This is a genomic window from Sphingomonas azotifigens NBRC 15497 (assembly GCF_002091475.1).
In the GTDB taxonomy this organism is placed as follows: Bacteria; Pseudomonadota; Alphaproteobacteria; order Sphingomonadales; family Sphingomonadaceae; genus Sphingomonas; species Sphingomonas azotifigens.
In genome coordinates this window covers 24,922-46,989 of the sequence record NZ_BCTR01000053.1, presented here as the reverse complement: position 1 = coordinate 46,989, position 22,068 = coordinate 24,922, and the positions used below count along the sequence as shown (strand labels likewise).

The following is a 22,068-nucleotide window of genomic DNA, read 5'->3' as shown; positions in this document are numbered from 1 at the left end:
AAACGGGGCCGTTGTTGTTTCGACGCGACATGGAGGGTTTTTGATCATGGCAGACGAAACGACCAGCATTGCGGGCGATCCGCTCGCAGGGAACATGGGCGCGACCGGCGCGGCAGGCGGCGGCACCGAGGGGGGCAGCGGCCCGGAAGGCAGCAGCTTCACCCGCAGCGCGTCCGACACGATTCGCGAGGAAGCGGCGAAATATGCCGATCAGGCCAAGGAGCACATCCTGGGCTTTGCCGGCACCGGCAAGGAGCGCGCGACCAGCGCGCTCGACGAAGTCGCCGAGATGATGCGCACCGCCGCAGGCGACGTCGATGCCAAGCTCGGCGAGCAGTACGGCCAGTACGCCCGCACCGCGGCGGACGGCATCGCCGGCTTCGCGGAGTCGCTGCGCGGCAAGGAAGTCAACGAGCTGTTCGACGAGGCGACCGAGTTCGTCAAGAAGAGCCCGGCGATCGCGGTCGGCACCGCGGCCGCGCTCGGCTTCGTGCTCGCCCGCGTGATCAAGTCGGGCATCGACGCTTCGGGCACCAGCAACTCGGGCACCCCGACGACAACCGCCTCGACCGGCAACACGCCGTCGACCGACGACCTCAAGATCGAGCCCGCGGGCTTCGGCAGCGGCCCGTCGGCGTCGCCCGGCACCACCCAGAGCTAAGGACGGCAGCACAGGGCATGGACGCCCCCCGAACGGAAGACGCCGGCATCGGTGAGCTGATCGGCCAGCTCACCGAAGACGCCAAGGATTATGCCCGCGCCGAGGTCGACTATGTCAAGGCGGTCGCCCAGGCCAAGGTGGCCGAGGTCAAGGGCGCGGCGATCGCCGCCGTCCTCGCCCTCGCCCTTGCGCTCGCGGCGGCAATCGGCCTGATCGTCGGTGCAATCCTGACGCTGGCGACCCTGGTTGGGCCCGGCTGGGCGACGCTGATCGTAGTCGGCGTCAGCCTCGTCGTCGCCGCCCTGCTCGGCTGGGCGGCGGCGCGCGGCATCCGCAAGGCGATGGGAGCGCGAGCATGACGGTACCCCGCGATCCCGACGCCGCCCGCGCACGCGCCCGCGCGGCCCGCGACAAGCTGATGACGACGGTGGGCACGATCCAGGAACGGCTCAAGCCGCGCAACATCGCGCAGGAAGCGATGGAGAACGCCAAGCAGAGTGTCTCGACCATCGCGCGCGAAGGCACCGAGGCGGTCCGCGAACGCCCGTGGCTCGCCGCCGCGGTGACGAGCGGCATCGGCCTGGTGCTGGCGCGCGGCTGGATCATCGACATTTTCCGCAAGGGCAAACACGAAACCGACGGGCCCAAAAAGGGTTCGGATCCCAAAGACAGCAATGCAGAAGGATGACGCCATGAGCACCGAAACCGAGACCGGATCGCGCCTCACCGAGAACCCCGCGCTGCTGCTCGCCGGCGGCGTCGCGGTGGGCGTGGTGATCGGCATGCTGCTGCCGCGCTTCGAGCGCGAAAAGGCAGCGTTGCAGCCGCTCGGCCGCAAGCTTGCCGACGGCGCCGCCGCGGCGGTGCAGGCCGCGAAGGACAGCGGCCGCGAGCAGATCGAGTCGCTGATCCCCAACAGCGATGCGACCAAGGAACGCGTCTCGGCGCTGTTCGGCACGGTGATCGACGCCGCGAAGGACGCGACCGCCAAGCGGTAACTCGCCTATAAGGGGGTTGAGCGTTATGCTGCAGTGCCGGTAAGGGCTGCGGCATACTCACCCCCCCAGGAGGCGCAATGAGCAAGCTTCACCTGGTCTTCGGCGGCCGCGTTGCCGATCCGACGACCCTTGATTTCGTCGATCCATCGAAGCTCGACGTGGTAGGCATCTTCCCCGATTATGCGAGCGCCGAAAAGGCGTGGCGCGCCGCCGCCCAACGCACCGTCGACGATGCCGAGATGCGCTATGTGGTGGTCCACCTCCATCGCATGCTCGATCCGGACGTTGAAGCCGGCAAGGCCTGAACTCCGGGGCGCGGCGCGCACTCTCCTAATAGGGTGCGATCGCGCAACCAAACCCTTACTCGTCATCCCCGCGAAGGCGGGGATCCATTCGCCTGTGCATTGCAGCAAGAGCCGAGACACCGGCGCCAATGGATCCCCGCCTTCGCGGGGATAACGGTGGTTTGATAATACGGACGTCCGGCCTTCAGGGCTGGAGCACTTACGGTAGCGGCGTCAAATCGGGCTCCACGAAGCCCCGTCGAGCCGCCACTGAGAACAGCCGCCCCCGGCTGTAGAAGCGCAGCGGCCAGTCGCGACGGCCCATTGGCGACGCCAGCAGCCCGTTCACCCGCGCGAGCAGATCGGCTCCGGGCACCTCGGCGAGATACAGCCGCACCCCGGCGACATAGGCGCGCGTGATCGTCTCGTGATAGCCGCTGCTGTCATCGTTGACGCCCCCGACGCTTTCGTTGAAGCGCCGGATGATCCCGCCGATCTCGGCATCCACATCGACATCTGGCCGCTCGCTCAGCAGATACAGGCATGCCGCGAGATGCGCCTCGTGGGTCCAGTCCTCGCGGGAAAGGCTGCAGGCGAGCAGCCCCTCCCCGATCCGGACGATCGCCGCGGTGCTGGCGAAGCACCGCGGCGGAAGGTCACTCCTGTCGCTCAGGCGAGCGCCTTCGCTTTCGGTGCGGCGGCGCGAACGCCGGCTTCGACATGGTCTTCGAACTGCGCGAAATTCTCCACGAACTGGTCGACGAGCTTTTCCGCCGTCGCATCATAGTCCGCCTTGTCCGGCCAGGTCTCGCGCGGGTCCAGGATCGCCGAGTCGACGCCCGGCACCGCCACCGGCACTTCGAAACCGAAATAAGGATCGCGGCGGAACTCGGCCGCGTTGAGGCTGCCGTCGAGCGCGGCATTGAGTAGCGCCCGCGTCGCCTTGATCGGCATGCGGTGGCCGACGCCGTATTTGCCGCCGGTCCACCCGGTGTTGACCAGCCAGCACGCGACATTGCCCTCGGCAATCCGCTTCTTGAGCAGATTGCCATAGACCGACGGGTGGCGCGGCATGAACGGCGCGCCGAAGCAGGTGGAGAAGGTCGCCTCGGGCTCGGTCACCCCGATCTCCGTGCCTGCCACGCGGGCAGTATAGCCCGAGAGGAAATGATACATTGCCTGCTCGGGCGTCAGCCGCGCGATCGGCGGGAGCACGCCATAGGCATCGGCGGTGAGGAAGATCATGTTCTTCGGCACCGGCCCGAGATTGTCGGCCGAGGCATTGGGGATGAAGTCGATCGGATAGGAGCCGCGGCTGTTCTCGGCGAGCGTCGCATCGTCGAGGTCGAGCGTGCGGGTTTCCGGATCCATCACCACATTTTCCAGCACCGTGCCGAAGCGCCGGGTGGTGGCGAAGATCTCGGGCTCGGCCTCGGGCGAGAGGCGGATCATCTTGGCGTAGCAGCCGCCCTCGAAGTTGAAGACCGCGGTGTCCGACCAGCCATGCTCGTCGTCGCCGATCAGCGTGCGACTGGCGTCGGCCGAGAGCGTCGTCTTGCCGGTGCCCGACAGGCCGAAGAAGATCGCGGTGTCGCCCTTGGGGCCGATATTGGCCGAGCAGTGCATCGGCATGATGCCCTGCTCGGGCAGCAGATAGTTGAGCAGGCCGAACACGCTCTTCTTCATCTCGCCGGCGTACGCCGTGCCGCCGATCAGGATCAGCTTGTCGGTGAAGTTGACCGCGATCACCGTCTCGCTGCGGGTGCCGTGGCGCGCGGGATCGGCGCGGAAGCTCGGCAGGTCGATGATCGTGTATTCGGGAACGAAGTCCGCCAGCGCTTCCGCCTCGGGCCGCACCAGCAGCGTCCGGATGAACAGATTGTGCCAGGCAAGCTCGTTGATCACCCGTACCCGCACGCGATGCTCGGGTTGCGAGCCGCCATAGAGGTCCTGCACGAACAGTTCCTCGCGCTTGCCCAGCTCGGTGAGGAAATCTGCCTTGAGCGCGGCGAAATGTTCGGGCGTCATCGCCTGGTTGGTCTTGCCCCACCAGACGCTGGTCTCGGTCTCGGCATCGCGGACGATGAACTTGTCCTTGGCAGAGCGACCGGTGTGCTTCCCCGTAGCAACGACCAGCGGACCCTCGGCCGCCAAACTACCCTCACGGCGCCGGATCGCATGCTCGACCAGCGGTGCGGTAATCAGGTTCCAGTGGAGCGTTGCCGAGGTGGCAATCCCCTGCTCGCCAAGACCATGGCGCGATTGACGCATGCTCACTTCACCCTCCTCAAACACTGTCGCGCGATTTATCTGACAAACCGGACGATTGGCCCGAACCGCAGCTTTATTTCGATCCAGGTCCTGACATGGCGATGCGAAGGGGGTCAATCCGGGTAAGCGTTGTCGGTCTGTTGAGGCGCAAGAAACTTTGGTCTAACGGGGGGCGATGCTGATTTTGCGCCAGCCCCGGGTAGCCGGATGACCGCCACGATCGCGCTGGTCGATGACGACCGCAACATTCTCACCTCGGTGTCGATCGCTCTGCAGACCGAGGGCTTCCTCACCCGCGTCTATTCCGACGGCGAAAGCGCCTTGAAGGCGCTGATCGAGAACCCGCCCGAGCTGGCGGTGCTCGATATCAAGATGCCCAAGATGGACGGGCTGGAGCTGCTCCGCCGCCTGCGCGAGAAGAGCCAGATCCCGGTGATCTTCCTCACCAGCAAGGACGACGAGCTCGACGAGGCGCTCGGCCTCGCGATGGGCGCCGACGACTATATCGCCAAGCCCTTCTCGCAGCGCCTGCTGATCGCCCGCATCCGCGCGATCCTGCGCCGCACCGAGCCCGCCCAGCCGGTGGCCGAGGGCGCCGCACCCGCCGAGCCCGCCGAGGCATTGGAGCGCGGCCGCCTCAGCATGGACCCGGCGCGGCACAAGGTCACCTGGGGCGGCGTCAACGTCACGCTGACCGTCACCGAATTCCTGATCCTGGAGACGCTCGCCCAACGCCCCGGCATCGTCAAGACGCGCAACCAGCTGATGGATGCCGCGTACCAGGACGATATCTATGTCGACGACCGCACGATCGACAGCCACATCAAGCGCGTCCGCCGCAAGTTCCGGCAGGTAGACCCGGAGTTCGACGCGATCGAGACGCTCTATGGCGCGGGCTATCGCTTCTCGGATGAATGACGAGCGCGACCTGGCGCTGCGATGGTCGGGCCGGGTCAGCCTCACGCCGCGGATCCTGGCGGTCAACATTTTCGCGCTGGCGCTGCTGTGCGGCGGCTTCTTCTATCTCGACAGCTATCGCAGCCGCATCGTCGACAGCCGCGTCGAGCAGACCAGCCGCGAGGTACGGCTGATCGCGCAGGCGCTCGCCTCGGCTACCGACAAGCGCCGCGACCTGCTGGTGCTCAGCCTCGCCCGCGACATGGGCACGCGGATCCGCCTCTACGACCCGCAGGGCAAGCTGCTCAGCGACAGCCGCGAGCTCGGCCTGCGCAACCTGGTGCTGCGTGATCCCGACAAGGATCCGGTCGGCCAGACGATCGCGCGCTTCCTCGACGCGGTGATCGACAAGGTCGCCGGTGCCGATCGCGCGCCGCTCTACCGAGAGCGCCCGCGCGATGCCGGGCTCGATTGGCCCGACGTCCGCACCGCACTGGAGACCCATGCGGCGGCAGCATCGGTCTGGCGCGCGCCGGATCGTACCCCGGTCATCACCGCCGCCGCGCCGATCACCGGTCTCGGCGTGGTGATGACCGCCTACAACGCCCGCGACATCACCCAGACCGTCCGGCTGGAGCGCTATCGGCTGGGGGTGGTGCTCGGCATCGTCTCGCTGGTCTCGGTGCTGCTGTCCCTCTTCCTCGCCCGCACCATCGTCCGCCCGTTGCGGCGGCTGGCGCTGGCGGCGATCCGCGTTCGCCTCGGGCGCGCCCGCGAAGTGATCGTGCCGCGCCTCCCCGATCGCCGCGACGAGATCGGCATGCTCGCCCGCGCGCTGTCCGACATGAGCGGTGCACTCCGCGCCCGCATCGACGCCACCGAAACCTTCGCCGCCGACGTCACCCACGAGCTGAAGAACCCCCTCGCCTCGCTCCGCTCCGCCGTCGAGGGGCTCTCGACCGTCAAGGATCCCGCCTTGCGCGACCAGCTGCTCGCCATCGTTCGCGACGATGTCCACCGGCTCGACCGGCTGATCACCGACATTTCCGAGGCGTCGCGCATCGACGCCCAGCTCAGCCGCACCACCTTCGAGCCGTTCGACCTGGGCGACCTCATCGCCGCGCTGATCGGCCAGCGTGAGACCCGCGGCGTGCCCGAGGCAATCCGGCTCCGCTTCGATCGGCCCTATGGCGTCTCGATGGAAGTGATGGGCGACCCGACCCGGCTCGAGCGCGTGTTCGAGAACCTGATCGAGAACGCCCTGTCCTTCTCGCCGCCCGGCGGCCTGATCGCGATTTCGGCGGAGGAGGAAGAGGATACCCTCGCCATCTGGGTGGAGGACGAAGGACCCGGCGTTCCCGAGGAGGCCCGCGAGGCGATCTTCCGCCGCTTCCATTCGGTCCGCCCCTCCAGCGAAGCGTTCGGCCAGCATTCCGGCCTCGGGCTTGCCATTGCCCGCACCATCGTCGAAGGCCATCAGGGAAGCATAATGGTGGAATCGCGGGAGGATCGATCGCAGGGCGCACGCTTCGTGGTGCGGCTGCCATTGGCGGCCCGCGCATGAACCCGCCCATCGACCCGCCCGCGCTCCCGCCCGCCTATAACGAGAGCACCATGCAACGGCGTCGCCCCAAACATATCCTGCTCGTCACTGGCATGTCGGGTGCCGGCAAGTCGACCGTTCTCCGGACGCTCGAGGATCTCGGCTGGGAGGTGGTCGACAACCTGCCCCTGCTCCTCCTCAACCGTCTGCTCGATACCGCGCCGGGCGCCGATGGCGGGGACGACGAGCGCCCGCTCGCGCTCGGTCTCGGCACCCAGACGCGCGGCTTCGATGCCGAGAGCATCGTCCAGCGCATCAAGAAGCTGCGCGAGGACCAGGATCTCGACGTCGGCACCCTCTTCCTCGAATGCAGCGGCGCCGAGTTGCTCCGCCGCTTCTCCGAGACCCGCCGCCGCCATCCGCTGGCGCAAGACCGTCCTGCCGAGGACGGCATTGCCCGCGAGCGCGAGCTGCTCGGCCCCTTGCGTCGCTGGGCCAACCGGCTGATCGACACCACCGACATGAAGGCCAACCAGCTGTCGCAGACGATCCGCGGGATCTTCTCGGCCGACGGCGGCAAGACCACCTTCAGCGTCACCTCCTTCGGCTTCTCGCGCGGGCTGCCACGCGACGCGGACCTTGTCCTCGACATGCGCTTCCTGCGCAATCCGCATTGGGATCCGGCGCTTCGTCCCGGCACGGGACTCGATGCCGACGTCTCGGCCTATATCCGGGCAGACCCCGCCTATGACGCGGCGATGGCGCAGATCGAGTCGCTGCTCCTGCTCCTCCTCCCCCGCTACCAGGCGGAGGGGAAGGCCTATGTGACGATCGCGTTCGGCTGCACCGGGGGGCGGCACCGCTCGGTCCATGTCGCCGAGCGGATGGCGGCTAGGTTGCGCGCCGAAGGATTTTCGCCCACGGTGACCCACAGAGATTTGCAGACCGCGCCACAGGACTCCCTGGAGGGGGCGCCGGTGTCCATGGCTAGGGGCGGAGAATAGAATGATCGGGTTGGTGCTCGTGACGCACGGACGACTCGCCGAGGAGTTCGTCGTCGCGATGGAACATGTGGTGGGGAAACAGGAGCAGGTCGCCGCGATCTGCATCGGCCCCGAGGATGACATGGAGGGCCGCCGCGCCGACATCGCCAGCGCCATCGGCGCGGTCGATTCGGGCGAGGGCGTGATCGTGCTGAGCGACCTGTTCGGCGGCACCCCCTCCAATCTCGCCATCTCGCTGATGAAGGCGGGCAAGGTCGAGGTGATCGCCGGCATCAGCCTGCCGATGCTGATCCGCCTGGGCAGCGCCCGCAAGACCATGTCCGTCACCGACGCGGTGCTCGCCGCGCGCGACGCCGGCCGCAAGTACGTGACGGTTGCGTCGGAAATGCTGGGGCCGCCGCAATGAGCCGGGTGTCGCGCACGGTCCTGATCGAGAACCAGCGCGGCCTCCACGCCCGCGCCAGCATGGCCTTCGTCACCCTCGCCAGCACCCAGCCCTGCGAGCTCACCGTCGAGAAGGACGGCAACAGCGCCGCCGGCACCTCGATCCTCGACCTGATGATGCTCGGCGCCGCCAAGGGCGACACGATCACGATCTGGGCCGAAGGCGACGGCGCGGAAGGCGCGGTGCAGGCGCTGGTCGAGCTGGTCGAAGCACGGTTCAACGAGGAGTGAGGATCTCTTCTTAAGCCCCTCCCCTTCAGGGGAGGGGTTGGGGTGGGGCAGTGTCTCACCGAGACCAACAAGCGTTCTGGAATCCCTCCACCCCAACCCCTCCTCCAAGGAGGAGGGGCTAAGAATGGCCCCAACTAGCCCCCGCCCCCATCCCGCCCTATAGCGGCGCGATGCCACGCGAAATCACCGCCTATTCCAACCCCCTCATCAAGCGCATGCGGAATCTCCGCGACAAGCGCCACCGCCGCGAAGAGGGGCTGTTCCTCGCCGAGGGCCTGCGCATCCTCACCGAGGCGCGCGAGGCCGGCCGGATCCCCGAATACCTGTTCTACACCGCCGAGACCGCCCACCACCCGCTGGTCGTGGCGCTGGTAACCGCCACCGAGGCGCAGGGCGGCGAGGCGATCGAGACCAATGCCGACATCCTCTCGAAGCTGTCCGGCAAGGACAATCCGGGCGCGGTCGTCGGCGTCTATCCGGAGTTCGCGCTCGACCTCGCCGATATCGACCGCAGCACCGCGCCGATCTGGCTGGTCGCCGAGCGCCTGCGCGATCCCGGCAATCTCGGCACCATCCTGCGCACCGGCGACGCGGTGGGCGCCGGCGGGCTGATCCTGCTCGACGACTGCGTCGATCCCTTCTCGGTCGAGGCGGTGCGCGCGAGCATGGGCGCGCTGTTCACCGTCCCCGTCGCCCGCGCCCGCTGGGAGGAGTTCGAGCCCTGGCTGCGCGCCGGCCCCGGCCAGCTCGTCGGCCTCAGCCTCGATACGACCCACGACTATCAGGCCCCGCGCTACGCCCCGCCGACCTTCCTGCTCACCGGCAACGAGGCGCAGGGTATGCCGCCGCATATGGAAGCCGCGTGCGATCTGCTGGTAAAGATCCCCATGCTCGGCAAGGCAGACAGCCTCAATGCGGCAGTGGCAACGGCGGTGATGGCCTATGAAGTACGCAACCAGTTCCGGCGGGGGTGAGGGCAAGGGGGTGACGCCGGCTCGCCCAAGTCCCCCTCACCCTTCCCACTGCCTGCGGCAGCGGGCCCCTTCCCTCTCCCACAAGGGGAGAGGGAGCAACGCACCCCTTCTCCCTCTCCCCTTGTGGGAGAGGGAGGGAGCCGCGAAGCGGCGGAAGGGTGAGGGGGAATTGGGCTGGAGAAATCGCACGGCCCTCCTCCTGGCCCTAACCCTCCTCCCCCTCCCCGCCGCTGCGCAGAGCTCCGAGCCCGCTCCACCCCGCGCCGAAACGCCGCGCCTCGACGCCGAGGAACAGCTCCTCCTGGGCGACTGGCGCATCACTGGCATCGACGGCCACCCGACCGTCCCCGGCAGCCGCGCCCGGCTGAAGCTGGAGGGGCTGCGGATCAGCGGCTATACCGGCTGCAACGCGCTGGGCGGCAACTACCGGGTGGAGCGCGGCTACCTCACCACCGGCGGCGTGATCACCACCCGCCGCGCCTGCTCGGCGGCGCTGATGCGGCAGGAAAAGATACTGCTCGGGCTGCTCGACCAGCGCCTGGCAGTCCGCCAGAGCCATCGCGGGCGGCTGCTGCTGACGGGGCGCGAGGGGAAGACGCTGGTGCTGGTGCGGGCGGCGGGGTGATTCCTATTGAATATTGCGGCGCATAATAACCCTACTCTGCGCCACCACCTTTAAACAAATCGGTGTGCGGACTATAGGTTTTCATCATATTTTCATTGAACCTTATGTAGGTATCAACTTCTTCACCTCCAGCCGGTTCGGCTTTACGAAGATCCGTTTCTGAAATGTTGTTCGACAGGATTGCAGCGTACCTGCCAATCGCTGCAGAAAGCTCATGATCGCACGCTCTCGCAAGAACATTGAACAGGCCTAGTTTGACAAGGAGGTCTTCCGCGCTGAATAGCAAGTGCTCACTTTGTTTTAGCCACGACTCTATCGCCTTGCCCGCCTCAAAATCGCTCAGAACTTCTGTCTCGGTATCTGTATCAGAGATATTATGCCGCTGATCAAATTCGTTGATTCGATCCAATCTTTCGGATCTTGATTCCGAGTTTAGAACTACCTTGAGCCTTTCAAGCCCTAATCCAAGATAAAGCGCGGGGACCAACGCACGAATTTTTGGATTATCGTGAGACCAATACGGGGACACCTCAGCCGCGTACCTGTCCCTTCTTTTCCTCTTACGCTTTGCAAAAAATGATGACACCTTAACCGCGAAGGCAATTCCGGCCGCAATAATCGCAACTGCGATAAATGGATAAGTAGCAGTCCTTAATATTTGAATCAAAAAGGTTCCGGACCATGCAATAGAAGCGATGTTTTCAGAAGGCTTTGCAATATCAGGACGCCCTACTTCGATAGTTTTTAGACCCTCTACTTTTCCAACACTAAAAAATGACAGTTTTGAAGAAATTGGTCGCACTACAAGTAGATCAAATTGAATATAGTCACCTGGATCAATTATAAGTCCCGGTGGCAGGGTGAACGTATTGTTCACCCGCTTGGGCAGCGCCAACTTTCTCAAATGCTCAGAAGTTGCATTGATCCCATATAAACGCACAACTTGACCACCTGACACCGAAAATCCGAGAGGATCTTTTTCTGTAGTATTCCTCTCATTTACACTTATTCCACCATTGTTCCGGATTCGTAGCCGAACGGCAAGCAGATCTCGTTTTGTTAGTGTAAGATCCTGGGAATTCAGCTGCACTGACAAACCAGGAACAGGCTGACGTACTGTAAACACGGGAATCTGGTTCAAGACGTCCAGCGTGAGCGAAACTCGCTTCCCGAACACAAGCTCGGAAACGGGCGGCAAGCTGATAAAAAAGCCCAATATTCCTAAAGCCACACCTAAAGCAGACGCAGCCTGAAAAAGTCTATTCTTAAGTATCGATGTCAGAAACCATCGATCTTCCTGAATATCTGACATTTAGATCATCGCCCCACTTCATACATGCAACGACGACAGGCTTAGCGGGATCAATACAAACAGACATGGCTAAAAAACCGATCGACACGCAGCAGACAACTTCGAGATTGGCACGAGGATTTCTACCGCTGCAAGCCCAAACTCGCGAATCTCACTCCGCCGCAGCCGCTTCCTCCACCTCGCCCCTCTCGGGCGCCGGCAGTTCCGCCGTCGGCGCCCGCGCAATCACGTCGACCGTGTCGATCGTGTCCAGCGTGTTGTTGCCGGTATCCACGTTCAGCGCCTGGAAGCGCCGTGCGGAGACCATCACCCGGCCTTCGAAGCTCGCGACGAACTTGTTGTAATTCTCCACCGCGCTGTTCAGCCCGCCGCCGACGCGCTTGAGGTGGCCCGCCGCCGTCGCCAGCCGCTCGTACAGTTCCTTGCCCAGCTTGCCGACTTCGCGGGCATCCTCGGTCAGCTTCTGCTGGCGCCACATCGCCGCCACGGTGCGGGCGAGCGGCAGGAAGGCCGAGGGGCCGGCGATGATCACCCGGTTGCGCGCCGCGCGCTCCCACAGCTCCATGTCGACTTCCAGCGCGCTCGACAGGAAATTGTCGCCGGGGATGTACATGATCACGAAATCGGGCGCCTTTTCGAACTGCGCCCAATAGGCCTTGCGCGACAGCGCGTCGGCATGGGTGCTCATCGCCTTGGCATGGGCCTTGAGCGCCGCGGTGCGCTCCTCGGCGCTGGTCGCCTCGGCCGCCTGGAGATAGCCGTCGAGCACGCACTTCACGTCGACGATCAGCTGCTGGTCGCCCGGCAGGCGGATGATGAAGTCCGGCCGCAGCATCCCGTCCTCGGTGGTGACCGAGACCTCCGCCGCGAAATCGACATGGCCCGAAAGCCCGGCGATCTCGATCAGGTTGCGGAACTGCTGCTCGCCCCAGCGGCCCCGCGTCTTGGGCGCGGCGCGCAGGGCATTGACCAGCTTGGAGGTTTCCGCGCGCGTCTCGCCCAGGCTGGCATGGACGGCGCTGATCGCCTCGCGCAGTTGGCCGTAGCTGTCGCTGCGATCCTTCTCGACGCGCTGGAGGCCTTCCTCATAGCGCTTGAGCGTGGTGTCGATCGGCTGCAGCAAGGTGCGCAGCCGCTCCTCGTTCTTCTCGCCGGCCTGGTGGAAGCGCGCCTCGGCGCGTTCGAGAAAGGCGCGCTGCGTCTCGTCGAGCATGGTCGAGGCGAGTTCGCGGAACTGGCCGGCCATCACCTCACGCGCGTTGACGAATTCGGTGAGCCGCTCCTCGAACGATCCCGCCTTCGCCTTGAGCTCGGCAAGCTCGATGCGCGCGGCGTCGCGCTCGTTGCGGAGCATCGCGGCTTCCTCGCGCAGGCGGGGGAGCTGGGCAACGCGTTCCTCGGCCATGGCGAGATCGGTGATCGCGGCCTTGAAATCGGCTTCGCGCCGGGCGCTCTCCGCCCGCGCCTCGCTCGTGCCGCGCGCGCCGATCAGCCAGCCGACCACCACGCCCGCAACCAGCGCCACCATCACGAAACCAACGACGAACGGATCCAAAACACGCCTCCCGGGGAACAGGACGCGAACTTACCTGTCTGGGGACGGGGCCGCAAGGGTGGCGGCGGTCGGTTGGGCGCGGGTGGGCGAGGGTTCGGTGGATAAATGGCGCCGCGCCGCCCACCCCTCCGTCATTCCGGCTTTCGCCGGGATGACGGCAATTAGGGAATGGCAGCCCTCAGGCCGCCTTGCGGGCCTTGTTGAGCTTCTTCATCAGCATGTCGCGCTTGAGCCGCGAGAGATGGTCGAGGAACACGATCCCCTCCAGATGGTCCATCTCGTGCTGGATGCAGGTGGCGAGCAGGCCCTCGAACAGCTCGTCATGGGCCACGCCCTTCTCGTCGAGCCAGGTCACCCGGCAGCGCGCGGGGCGCTCGACATCGGCGAACTGGTCGGGGACCGACAGGCAGCCCTCGGTATAGACCGAAAGCTCCTCGGCGGGCTCGTGGATCTCGGGGTTGATGAAGACGCGCGGGTGCCGGATCGGCTTGCCCTCCTCGTCCTCTTCCTCCTGCAGGTCCATCACGATCAGCCGCTTGGGCACGCCCACCTGGATCGCGGCGAGGCCGATGCCCGGCGCATCGTACATCGTGTCGAACATGTCGCCGATCAGCGTGCGCACGTCGTCGTCGATCGCCTCGACCGGGGTGGAGACGAGACGCAGACGCGGATCGGGTACTTCGACGATGGGAAGGATGGCCATCGCCCAAATTTAGGAGAGCAGCCCTCCAGCGTCAAGCAACCGGCCGCCGCGCGCGGAGCGCCTGGGCCAGCGTGCCCTCGTCGAGATAGTCGAGCTCGCCGCCCACCGGCAAGCCATGGGCGAGTTGGGTGACACGCACCGGGAAGGTCTCCAGCCGCTCGGAGACGTAATGCGCGGTCGTCTGCCCTTCGAGCGTGGCGTTCATCGCGAGGACGACCTCGTCGATCCCCCCCGCCCCCACCCGGCGGACCAGCGCGTCGATGCGCAGATCCTCGGGCCGCACCCCGTCGAGCGCGGAGAGCTTGCCGCCCAGCACGTGGAAGCGGCCCGGGAACAGTCGCGCGCGATCGAGCGCCCAGAGGTCGGCGACTTCCTCGACCACGCACAGCGAACGGTCGTCGCGGCGCGGGTCGGCGCAGATCGAACACGGGTCGTGCGTGTCGACATTGCCGCAGATATGGCAGGTCGTGAGCTTCTGGCTGACCGCGCTGAGCGCCGCGAGCAGCGGATCGAGCGTCGTCTCGCGCTTCTTGAGCAGGTGGAGCACCGCCCGCCGCGCCGATCGCGGCCCGAAACCGGGCAGCCGCGACAGGGCCTGGGTCAGCGCTTCGATTTCGGGAGAGGCCATGGCGCACCACATAGGGGCTTGCATGCGCGCCTGCCAAGCGGTTGAGGAGACACATGCGCATCCTCTTCATGGGAACCCCCGATTTCGCCGTGCCGGTGCTCGACGCGCTGGTCGAGGCCGGGCACGACATCGCCGCCGCCTACAGCCAGCCGCCGCGCCCCGGCGGCCGGCGCGGCAAGGCGCTGACGCCCTCCCCGGTCCATGCCCGCGCCGAGGCGCTGGGGATCGAGGTGCGGACGCCGCTGAGCCTCAGGGGCGCGGAAGAGCAGGAAGCGCTGGCGGCGCTCGATGCCGATGTCGCGGTGGTCGCGGCCTATGGCCTGATCCTGCCCAGGGCGGTGCTAGCGGCGCCGCGGCTGGGGTGCCTCAACGTCCATGGTTCGCTGCTCCCCCGCTGGCGCGGCGCGGCACCGATCGAGCGGGCGATCCTCGCCGGCGATGCGGAGACCGGCGTCGGCATCATGCAGATGGAAGCCGGGCTCGATACCGGGCCGGTACGGCTGGAGGGGCGCACGCCGATCGATCGGAAGACGGCGGGCGACCTGCGCGCGGAGCTGAGCGCGCTGGGCGCGCGGCTGATGGTGGAGGTTCTCGCCGACTTCGACGCGTATCCGGCCGTGCCGCAGCCCGAGGAAGGCGTCACCTACGCCGCCAAGATCGACAAGGCCGAGGCGCGCCTGGATTTCACCCGTAGCGCCGTAGACGTCGAGCGCGCCGTTCGGGCGTTCAACCCAGCCCCCGGCGCCTTCTTCGAGCTGGATGGCGAACGCTTCCGTATCCACGCCGCGGATCTGATCGACGCGAGCGGCCCGCCGGGCACGGTGGGCGACGACCTGCTGATCCATTGTGGCGAGGGCGCGATCCGCCCAACCTCGATCCAGCGCGCCGGTCGCGGGGTGATGACGGTCGCCGAACTGCTGCGCGGCTTCCCGATTCCGGCAGGAACCCAGCTTTGACGCGCTTCGCCCTCACGGTGGAATTCGACGGCCGCCCCTTCATGGGCTGGCAGCGCCAGGAGCACGGCCCCAGCGTCCAGCAGGCGATCGAGGACGCGGCCTATGCAGTGACCGGCGAGGACGTGGTAGTCCATGCCGCCGGCCGCACCGACGCGGGCGTGCACGGCCTCGGCATGCGCGCGCATGTCGACATCGCCAAGCCCATCACGCCCTTCCGGCTGATGGAGGCGCTCAATGCCCGCATCCGCCCGCATCCCGTCGCGATCCTCACCTGCGAGGAGGTGCCGGAAGATTGGCATGCGCGATTCTCGTGCCTTAGCCGTCATTATGAATATCGGATCGTAACCCGCCGCGCCCCGTTGACGTGGGAAAAGGGGCTCGCCTGGCGCCTCTCCGGGCCGCTGGACACCGCGGCGATGCAAACGGCCGCGGCGTATCTGGTGGGCCGCCACGACTTCACCACCTTCCGCTCGGCGCACTGCCAGGCGGAGAGCCCGGTGCGCACGCTCGACCGTCTAGACGTGGTGGAAACCGGCGATCGCATCAGCGTGTTCGCGTCGGCGCGGTCGTTTCTGCACCACCAGGTGCGCTCGATGGTCGGCTGCCTGTCGCTGGTCGGCCAGGGCAAATGGACGCCGGAGGACGTACGCGACGTGCTGGAGGCGCGTGATCGCACGACCCTGGGGCTAAACGCCCCGCCCGATGGCTTGTTTTTCCTGCGCGCAGAATATCCTAGCGACTAAACTTTGCAGCCATTTCGACATGGGTCGACCAGCGAAACTGCCCTACCGGCTGCGCCCAGTCGAGCCGATACCCGCCCTTACACAGCATTTCGGCATCCCGCGCGAAGGTACTGGGATTACACGAAACATAGGCCACCACCGGCGCCTTGGCGCTGGCCAGTTCACCGGCCTGCTCGCGCGCGCCCGCCCGGGGCGGATCCAGCACGATCGCATCGAACCGGTCGAGCTCGGCGGCCATGAGCGGGCGCCGGAACAGATCGCGGTGATCGCCGAAGACCTGCCGCCCCGCCGTACCCGCTGCCGTTTTGAGTGACAGGATCGCGTCTCGCGCGGCCTCGCCGGCATAGACCCGCGCCTGGTCCAGCGCGAAGGTGAAGGTGCCGAGCCCGGCGAACAGATCCGCAACCGTCCCCGCCCCGCCAACGATCTCGCGGACCGCCGCCACCAGCGCCGCCTCACCCTCGGGCGTCGCCTGCAGGAAGCTGCCGCTCGGCAGCGGCACGGCGACACCGCCGAGCGTGATCGTCACCGGCACCGGCTCCCAGCGCGCGGTGGGGCCGAAGCCCTCGTCGATCGCGAAACGCGCCAGCTTTTGCGCTTCGGCAAAGGCGGTGATCGCTTCCGCCGCCGCCAGGCCCTCGGGATCGATACCCTCGACGAGCACGTCGCGCCCCTGGTCGCTCAGCGCCAGATGCACGTTCACCCGGCGCGCATCGGGCAGCAGCGTCGCGAACAGGCGGCGCAGCGGCGCCAGCAGCGCGAACAGCGCGGGCGCGAGGACATGGCATTCGGCCAGATCAATCAGCTTGTGGCTGCCCGCCTCGGTAAAGCCGATCCGCACCTGCTTGCCGCGCCGCTCGGCATGGAGCGTCGCGCGACGACGGGTGCCCGGCGGCGAGAGCATGGGCGTGCGGATCTCGGTTTCCAGGCCCTGCGCCGCGAGTGCGGTGCGCACGCGCTCGGCAAGGAAGCCGCTCCACGCCGCATCGTCGAGATGCTGGAGCTGGCAGCCGCCGCAGCCCGGGAAATGCCTACATGGCGGCGGCTGGTGATGCGGTCCGCGGCGGATCTCGCCATTCTCGCCTACCCAGTCGCCCGGCGCGGTGAGCGGGAAGTGCCGGCCGTCGCTGGTCACCCCATCGCCCCGCGCGGCGACGCGCACCACTTCGACTTCGCTCAAAGACATTCCGAACACGCTTCCGCCAGTTGAGCGACGAGCTGATCGGCGAAAAAGGCCGGGCCTGCAAGCTGCGCGGCGCGGCCGTGCAGCCAGACCGCCGCGGCCGCCGCCTCCACCCCGGTCGCGCCCTGCCCGATCTGGGCGCCGAGCACCCCGGCCAGAACATCGCCGGTACCCGCGGTCGACAGCCAGGGCGATGCGCCGGCGTGCACGCGGACGCTGCCATCAGGTCCCGCGATCACCGTGTCGCCGCCCTTGTGAACGACAGTTGCGCCACTCGCCGCAGCGGCCTCGAGCGTGCGGTCGATCTTGCTGCCGCTGCCGCCGAACATCCGGTCGAACTCCCCGGCATGCGGCGTGATCCACACCGGCGCCTCGCGCGCGGCGAGCGCCGCCGCCGCGCCGGTGCCGAGCAGGCTCAGCGCATCGCCGTCCAGAACCAGCGGCTTTTCGGCGGCGAGGCCGGCCCGCAAAAAGGCTTCCGCCCGCCGATCACGGCCAAGGCCCGGACCGAGCACCACCGCATCGATTCGATCACCGGCGAGGAAATCGGCAAGGTCATCGGCGTCGTCGATCGTCCGGCGCACCAAGGCATCCGGCGCCGGGCCAGCGGGCTCCGGACCGGCGAGCATCACATAGCCCGCCCCGCTTGCCATCGCGGCGCGCGCAGCGAGCCGGCCCGCGCCGGGCATGGCGCCCTCCACCACCGCGACCAGCCCGCGGCTGTACTTGTGGCTCTGCGGGCCGGGCGACGCCAGCCTCGGGCGGGCGACCGTCCGCCAGCCAGCATCGACCGGGATGCCGATATCGGCGAGCAGCACATGCCCGCAGCGCGACAAGCCTTCGTCCAGCACGTGCGCAGGCTTGAGCGCGCCCATCGCCACCGTTGCGTTCACCCCGCGCGGAGCGCCGAGGTCCGCGCCGCTATCGGTGTCCATGCCGGAGGGCAGGTCGATCGACAGCGTGAAGTCGGCGCCGCGGACCAGTTCGGCGAACACCGCGGCGATGCTGCGCTCGAGCGGTCGGGTCACGCCGATGCCGAACAGTCCGTCGATCACCACCGGCCGGACGGGGGCGCCGTAGAGCGAGGTGGTCGCCCCTTCCCAGCGCGCGTGCATCCGCTCGGCCGCGCCGGGCTTGGGCGCACCCGCGGCGGCGACCAGCACGTCGAGCCCCGCCGCGCGCAAGAGCCGTGCAACGACATAGGCGTCGCCGCCATTGTTGCCGGGGCCCGCGAGCACCAGCACGGGTCGGCCGGCGGCGAAGCGCACCGCCTCGCGCGCCACCGCGGCGCCGGCGCGCTCCATCAGCTCGTCTTGGGAAACGCCGCGCGCGAACACCGCCTCCTCGGCGGCACGCATCGCGTCGGCGGTGAGAATGGGGGCACCGGGCGGGATCATTGCCCCGCTGTAGCGCGCTTGCCCGGGAGTCGATAGCGCATCCCGCCGATCGTCACGTCGGTGGCGTCGCCAAGATGCTGGACGGTGGCGAGTTCCGCACCATCCGCAGCCGAAATCGTGTTGGCCTCGATCCGCAGCCGGCGAAAGCCGCCATCGGGATGGTGGAGGATCAGCAGCCCGTCCTCGCCGCGCTCGATCGTGCAGACCGGCAGCAGCGTCTCGCCGACCGGCCCGCAGGATATCGTCTCGCCGGCCTGCGCAACGGGCTGCGATGCCGGATCGGCACCGCAGCCCGCGAGGACCAGCAGCAGGGCGAGACTAGATATCCGCGTAGACATGGCGCTCGGCCTTGGCGCCGGGGTGCGTCACCGCTCCCTGATAGGCCGGGCCGACATTCTGCGAATAGCGATAGAGCGCGCCCGACTGATAGTCGTTGACCCGCGGCTGCCACCGCGCGCGGCGCTCGGCGAGCACGTCCTCGGCAACGTCGAGGTCGATGGTGCCCGCTTCGGCATCGATGCGGATGATGTCACCGTCCTCGACCAGCGCGATCGGGCCGCCCTCCGCCGCCTCCGGCCCGACATGGCCGATGCAGAAGCCGCGCGTGCCGCCCGAGAAGCGCCCGTCGGTGATCAGCGCCACCTTCTCGCCCATGCCGAGACCGTAGAGCGCCGCGGTGGTCGAGAGCATCTCGCGCATGCCCGGGCCGCCCTTCGGCCCTTCATAGCGGATGATGATGACCTCCCCTTCGTTGATCTGGCGGTTCTCCACCGCCTGGAAGGCATCCTCCTCACAGTCGAACACGCGCGCCGGGCCGGTGAACTGGAGCCGGTGCATGCCTGCGACCTTCACGATCGCGCCCTCGGGCGCCAGCGTGCCGCGCAGGCCGACGACACCGCCGGTGGGGGTGATCGGCGTCTTCACGTCGTAGATCACCTTCTGGTCGGGGTTCCAGGTGACCTGGTCGATATTCTCGCCGAGCGTCTTGCCGGTCACGGTCATGCAGCTGCCGTCGAGCAGGCCGTTGGCCAGCATCGTCTTCATCAGCATGTAGACACCGCCGGCCGCGTGCATGTCCTTCGCGACATACTTCCCACCCGGTTTCAGGTCGGCGATGTAAGGCGTTGATCTGAAAGCTTCGGCAACGTCATGGAGGTCGAACTCGATACCCGCCTCGTTGGCCATCGCCGGCAGGTGCAGCGCGGCGTTGGTCGAGCCGCCGGTCGCCGCGACCACGCGCGCGGCGTTGATGAAGGCGGCGCGCGTCGCGATGTCGCGCGGGCGCAGGTTCATCTCCAGCAGGTTCATCACCTGCGCGCCGGCGGCAATCGCGATCTCTTCACGGCTCTTGTAGGGCGCCGGCACCATGTTGCTGTTCGGCAAGGACAATCCCATCGCCTCGCCGACGCACGCCATGGTGTTTGCGGTGAACTGGCCGCCGCACGCGCCGTGGCCCGGGCAGGCGACCTTTTCGAGCGCGGTCAGATCCTTGAGCGGACAGTTGCCAGCGGCGAACTTGCCCACCGCCTCGAACACGTCGACCACGGTAACGTCGCGGTCCTCGAACCGGCCCGGCAGGATCGAGCCGCCATAGACGAAGATCGACGGGATGTTGAGGCGGAGCATCGCCATCATCATGCCGGGCAGCGACTTGTCGCAGCCCGCGAAGGCGACCAGCGCGTCATAGCAATGGCCGCGCACGCTGAGCTCCACCGAGTCCGCGATCACCTCGCGGCTGACGAGCGAGGACTTCATCCCCTGATGGCCCATGGCGATGCCGTCGGTCACCGTGATGGTGTTGAACCGGCGCGGCATGCCGCCATTGGCGATCACGCCCTGGCGGGCAGCATCGGCCTGGAAGTCGAGAGTGGTGTTGCACGGCGCGCTATCGTTGCCGGCGCTCGCCACGGCGACGAACGGCTTGGCGATATCCTCTTCGGGAATCCCCATGGCATAGTAATAGCTGCGGTGCGGCGCGCGCTCGGGCCCCACGGAGACGTGGCGGCTGGGGAGCTTGGACTTGTCGAATCGGTTGGTCATGGCGCGCAAGCCTATGTCGCGAGAACACCCTTTTGCGCAAGAGTGTTGCGCAGAAAAAGCGCAAGCGCGTGCAGCCGCTCGGCCCATCGTGTGACGCCGGCGGGGTCGCGGATCAGGTCGTTGCGGATTTCGATGGCGATCGACGGGATACCCTGTGCCTCGGCATGGCGGTTCAGCGTCGCGTTGAGCAGGCGCCCCGAATAGGGTTCGTTGTCGCCGGTCACCAACCCCTGCGCACGGAACCAGTCGACCGCCGGCCGCGCGGCGCGGGCGTCGCGGTTGTAGAGCACGCCGACCTCCCAAGGGCGCGGCGTGCCGCCATGCTCCAGGCACGGCGTGAAGCTGTGGATCGACAGGATCAGTGCCGGCCGCTGGCGGCGCACCTCGTTGCGCAGCAGCCGGTGATAGGGGGCGTGGAACCGAGCGATGCGTGCGGCCCGGTCGACCGCGTCATTACCGGGGATCCAATGTCCGTCGGTCCGGTGCGGGATCAGCCCGGCATGGTCGGGCTCGCGGTGGAGATCGATCACCAGCCGCGAGACGGTGGCGAGGATCGCCGGCGCATCGAGGCGGGCGGCCAACGCCCGCGTCACCTCGGCCGCGCCGATGTCGATGGCGATGTGCAGGTCGAGCAGCGCGGGGTCGACGCCGAGATCGATATCGGCGGGCACCGCGTTCGAGGCATGGTCGCACAGCAGCAGCACGTCCTGCGCGCCGCCGGCCAGGACCTCGGCGACGCTCATCCGAACACCGGCCGCCGACGCGCCTGGAAGGCGGCCAGGCCTTCGGCGAGTTCGTCGCCGCCGAACGCCGCCTCGAACGCGGTATCGAGCGCGGCATCGTCCGGCTGGCGGAGCGCGCGCTTGAGCTGGCGAATAGCGGCGGGCGCATTCTCGGCGATGCGTTGCGCGAGCGCGTTCGCGGCATCGCCGGCCTCGGGCGCGCGCCGTTCGACGAGGCCGATCCGCGCGGCCGCATCGGCATCGATCGCCTCGCCGGTGAACAGCAGTTCGCCGGCCCGCCCCCGCCCGACCTGCGCGGAAAGCCGCGCCACGTCCTCGCGCGGATAGCCGATGCCGAGCCGCGCGGGCGTGACCGCGAACTGCGCGCCATCGCCGGCGATCCGCAGATCGGCGGCAAGGATCAACGCCACCGCAGCGCCGAAGCAGCCCCCGTCGATCGCGGCGATCACCGGCATCGGCAACGCGGCGACCGCCTCAATGCCGGCGCGCATCGACGATCGGAAATGGCGACGCGCCGCGGGCTCGGCTTGCAGCGCGGGAAATTCGCCTATGTCTGCACCGGCAGAAAACACCCCCGGCATATCGGAGCGGAGCACCACCGCCCGCGCCGCGCCGACCTGCCCGGCAGCAGCGGCCAGCGCCAGCCAGCCGGCAATGGATACGGCGTTGCGGGCTCCGCCGCGTGCAAGCGCGATCGTGGCGACCGGCCCATCCCAATGAACTTCGATCATGGCAGGGCTGTGCCCGATCCGGGCGGGCAAGTCACGCGATGGCGCGCGGGTGGACTCCCGATGGAGGAGCGCACCCGCGGGCCAAGGGCGGACGTTCGCGTCGCGTGTGATCCGCCGACGCAATTCTGTCGCGAAACGGTAAAGA

26 protein-coding genes are annotated in these 22,068 nt (G+C 67.5%); 14 read left to right on the top strand and 12 right to left on the bottom strand.

The genetic code is table 11. The annotated features are described in order from the left end of the window. Positions 1-46: 46 nt before the first annotated feature. The 5 genes from SAZ01S_RS16890 (at position 47) to SAZ01S_RS16870 (ending at position 1,964) form a co-directional block, all read left to right on the top strand. Positions 47-661, top strand: a complete 615-nt coding sequence (locus SAZ01S_RS16890; RefSeq protein ID WP_084583450.1) for a hypothetical protein — start codon at positions 47-49, stop codon at positions 659-661. 17 nt (positions 662-678) lie between these two features. Then, positions 679-1,020 (top strand): phage holin family protein, encoded by a 342-nt coding sequence (locus SAZ01S_RS16885; protein WP_084583449.1) that lies wholly within the window; start codon positions 679-681, stop codon positions 1,018-1,020. Continuing rightward, the gene (locus SAZ01S_RS16880; RefSeq protein WP_084583448.1) at positions 1,017-1,349 is read left to right on the top strand and encodes a DUF3618 domain-containing protein; all 333 of its coding nucleotides are present in this window, start codon (positions 1,017-1,019) and stop codon (positions 1,347-1,349) included. Before SAZ01S_RS16885 ends, SAZ01S_RS16880 begins: the two co-directional genes overlap by 4 nt. Before the next feature lie 4 nt (positions 1,350-1,353). Beyond that, on the top strand, positions 1,354-1,659 hold the full coding sequence (locus tag SAZ01S_RS16875; RefSeq protein WP_084583463.1) for a hypothetical protein: 306 nt from the start codon (positions 1,354-1,356) through the stop codon (positions 1,657-1,659). Between the two features lie 77 nt (positions 1,660-1,736). Further along, complete coding sequence (locus SAZ01S_RS16870) at positions 1,737-1,964, top strand: DUF4170 domain-containing protein (protein ID WP_084583447.1); 228 nt, start codon at positions 1,737-1,739, stop codon at positions 1,962-1,964. 199 nt (positions 1,965-2,163) lie between these two features. On the opposite strand, the gene SAZ01S_RS16865 is transcribed toward SAZ01S_RS16870, so the two are convergent. Together SAZ01S_RS16865 and SAZ01S_RS16860 are read right to left on the bottom strand one after the other, a co-directional pair. Then, the gene (locus tag SAZ01S_RS16865) at positions 2,164-2,451 is read right to left on the bottom strand and encodes a hypothetical protein (protein WP_369688886.1); all 288 of its coding nucleotides are present in this window, start codon (positions 2,449-2,451) and stop codon (positions 2,164-2,166) included. Positions 2,452-2,612: 161 nt separating this feature from the next. Continuing rightward, positions 2,613-4,214 (bottom strand): phosphoenolpyruvate carboxykinase, encoded by a 1,602-nt coding sequence (locus SAZ01S_RS16860; protein WP_084583445.1) that lies wholly within the window; start codon positions 4,212-4,214, stop codon positions 2,613-2,615. Positions 4,215-4,421: 207 nt separating this feature from the next. Between SAZ01S_RS16860 and SAZ01S_RS16855 the strand changes: the two genes are divergently transcribed. The 7 genes from SAZ01S_RS16855 (at position 4,422) to SAZ01S_RS16825 (ending at position 9,932) form a co-directional block, all read left to right on the top strand. Further along, entirely contained in the window at positions 4,422-5,132 is a 711-nt protein-coding gene (locus SAZ01S_RS16855; RefSeq protein WP_084583444.1) for a response regulator transcription factor, read from the top strand. After that, positions 5,101-6,675 (top strand): sensor histidine kinase, encoded by a 1,575-nt coding sequence (locus tag SAZ01S_RS16850; RefSeq protein WP_084583443.1) that lies wholly within the window; start codon positions 5,101-5,103, stop codon positions 6,673-6,675. The genes SAZ01S_RS16855 and SAZ01S_RS16850 overlap by 32 nt, the downstream gene beginning before the upstream one ends. 50 nt (positions 6,676-6,725) lie before the next feature. Then, positions 6,726-7,658, top strand: a complete 933-nt coding sequence (gene rapZ / locus SAZ01S_RS16845; RefSeq protein WP_084583462.1) for an RNase adapter RapZ — start codon at positions 6,726-6,728, stop codon at positions 7,656-7,658. A 1-nt stretch (position 7,659) separates the two neighbouring features. Then, complete coding sequence (locus SAZ01S_RS16840; protein ID WP_064312096.1) at positions 7,660-8,064, top strand: PTS sugar transporter subunit IIA; 405 nt, start codon at positions 7,660-7,662, stop codon at positions 8,062-8,064. Then, positions 8,061-8,333 carry an HPr family phosphocarrier protein gene (locus SAZ01S_RS16835; RefSeq protein ID WP_084583442.1) on the top strand — a complete coding sequence of 91 codons (273 nt, stop codon included), beginning with the start codon at positions 8,061-8,063 and terminating at the stop codon, positions 8,331-8,333. Before SAZ01S_RS16840 ends, SAZ01S_RS16835 begins: the two co-directional genes overlap by 4 nt. Positions 8,334-8,503: 170 nt before the next feature. Then, the gene (locus SAZ01S_RS16830; RefSeq protein WP_084583441.1) at positions 8,504-9,307 is read left to right on the top strand and encodes a TrmH family RNA methyltransferase; all 804 of its coding nucleotides are present in this window, start codon (positions 8,504-8,506) and stop codon (positions 9,305-9,307) included. Positions 9,308-9,476: 169 nt separating this feature from the next. Continuing rightward, positions 9,477-9,932: an META domain-containing protein gene (locus SAZ01S_RS16825; protein ID WP_084583440.1), complete on the top strand. Its 456-nt coding sequence runs from the start codon at positions 9,477-9,479 to the stop codon at positions 9,930-9,932. A 31-nt stretch (positions 9,933-9,963) separates the two neighbouring features. Here the strand turns inward: SAZ01S_RS16825 and SAZ01S_RS23760 are convergent, their stop codons facing one another. The 4 genes from SAZ01S_RS23760 to recR form a co-directional block, all read right to left on the bottom strand. Next, positions 9,964-11,244: a hypothetical protein gene (locus tag SAZ01S_RS23760; protein ID WP_139810118.1), complete on the bottom strand. Its 1,281-nt coding sequence runs from the start codon at positions 11,242-11,244 to the stop codon at positions 9,964-9,966. A gap of 151 nt (positions 11,245-11,395) precedes the next feature. Next, positions 11,396-12,799 carry a DNA recombination protein RmuC gene (locus SAZ01S_RS16820; RefSeq protein ID WP_174596141.1) on the bottom strand — a complete coding sequence of 468 codons (1,404 nt, stop codon included), beginning with the start codon at positions 12,797-12,799 and terminating at the stop codon, positions 11,396-11,398. 178 nt (positions 12,800-12,977) lie between these two features. Next, on the bottom strand, positions 12,978-13,502 hold the full coding sequence (gene def, locus SAZ01S_RS16815; RefSeq protein WP_084583439.1) for a peptide deformylase: 525 nt from the start codon (positions 13,500-13,502) through the stop codon (positions 12,978-12,980). A gap of 31 nt (positions 13,503-13,533) precedes the next feature. Beyond that, on the bottom strand, positions 13,534-14,130 hold the full coding sequence (gene recR / locus SAZ01S_RS16810) for a recombination mediator RecR (RefSeq protein WP_084583438.1): 597 nt from the start codon (positions 14,128-14,130) through the stop codon (positions 13,534-13,536). A 53-nt stretch (positions 14,131-14,183) separates the two neighbouring features. Here recR and fmt point away from each other — a divergent pair, with 53 nt between their 5' ends. Next, positions 14,184-15,086, top strand: coding sequence for a methionyl-tRNA formyltransferase (gene fmt, locus SAZ01S_RS16805; RefSeq protein WP_084583437.1), 903 nt, complete (start codon positions 14,184-14,186; stop codon positions 15,084-15,086). Beyond that, the gene (gene truA / locus SAZ01S_RS16800) at positions 15,083-15,829 is read left to right on the top strand and encodes a tRNA pseudouridine(38-40) synthase TruA (RefSeq protein ID WP_084583436.1); all 747 of its coding nucleotides are present in this window, start codon (positions 15,083-15,085) and stop codon (positions 15,827-15,829) included. Before fmt ends, truA begins: the two co-directional genes overlap by 4 nt. On the opposite strand, the gene SAZ01S_RS16795 is transcribed toward truA, so the two are convergent. The 6 genes from SAZ01S_RS16795 to SAZ01S_RS16770 are packed head-to-tail and all read right to left on the bottom strand — an operon-like array spanning position 15,819 to position 21,923. Next, entirely contained in the window at positions 15,819-17,009 is a 1,191-nt protein-coding gene (locus SAZ01S_RS16795; protein WP_174596140.1) for a class I SAM-dependent RNA methyltransferase, read from the bottom strand. The genes truA and SAZ01S_RS16795 overlap by 11 nt on opposite strands. Then, positions 17,006-18,409 carry an NAD(P)H-hydrate dehydratase gene (locus SAZ01S_RS16790; protein WP_084583434.1) on the bottom strand — a complete coding sequence of 468 codons (1,404 nt, stop codon included), beginning with the start codon at positions 18,407-18,409 and terminating at the stop codon, positions 17,006-17,008. The genes SAZ01S_RS16795 and SAZ01S_RS16790 overlap by 4 nt, the downstream gene beginning before the upstream one ends. After that, complete coding sequence (locus SAZ01S_RS16785; protein WP_245824965.1) at positions 18,406-18,747, bottom strand: hypothetical protein; 342 nt, start codon at positions 18,745-18,747, stop codon at positions 18,406-18,408. Before SAZ01S_RS16785 ends, SAZ01S_RS16790 begins: the two co-directional genes overlap by 4 nt. Next, positions 18,728-20,449 (bottom strand): dihydroxy-acid dehydratase, encoded by a 1,722-nt coding sequence (gene ilvD / locus SAZ01S_RS16780; protein ID WP_084583433.1) that lies wholly within the window; start codon positions 20,447-20,449, stop codon positions 18,728-18,730. Before ilvD ends, SAZ01S_RS16785 begins: the two co-directional genes overlap by 20 nt. A gap of 11 nt (positions 20,450-20,460) precedes the next feature. Then, positions 20,461-21,192, bottom strand: coding sequence for an N-formylglutamate amidohydrolase (locus SAZ01S_RS16775; RefSeq protein WP_084583432.1), 732 nt, complete (start codon positions 21,190-21,192; stop codon positions 20,461-20,463). Further along, positions 21,189-21,923, bottom strand: a complete 735-nt coding sequence (locus SAZ01S_RS16770) for an enoyl-CoA hydratase/isomerase family protein (protein WP_084583431.1) — start codon at positions 21,921-21,923, stop codon at positions 21,189-21,191. The genes SAZ01S_RS16775 and SAZ01S_RS16770 overlap by 4 nt, the downstream gene beginning before the upstream one ends. Positions 21,924-22,068 lie beyond the last annotated feature (145 nt).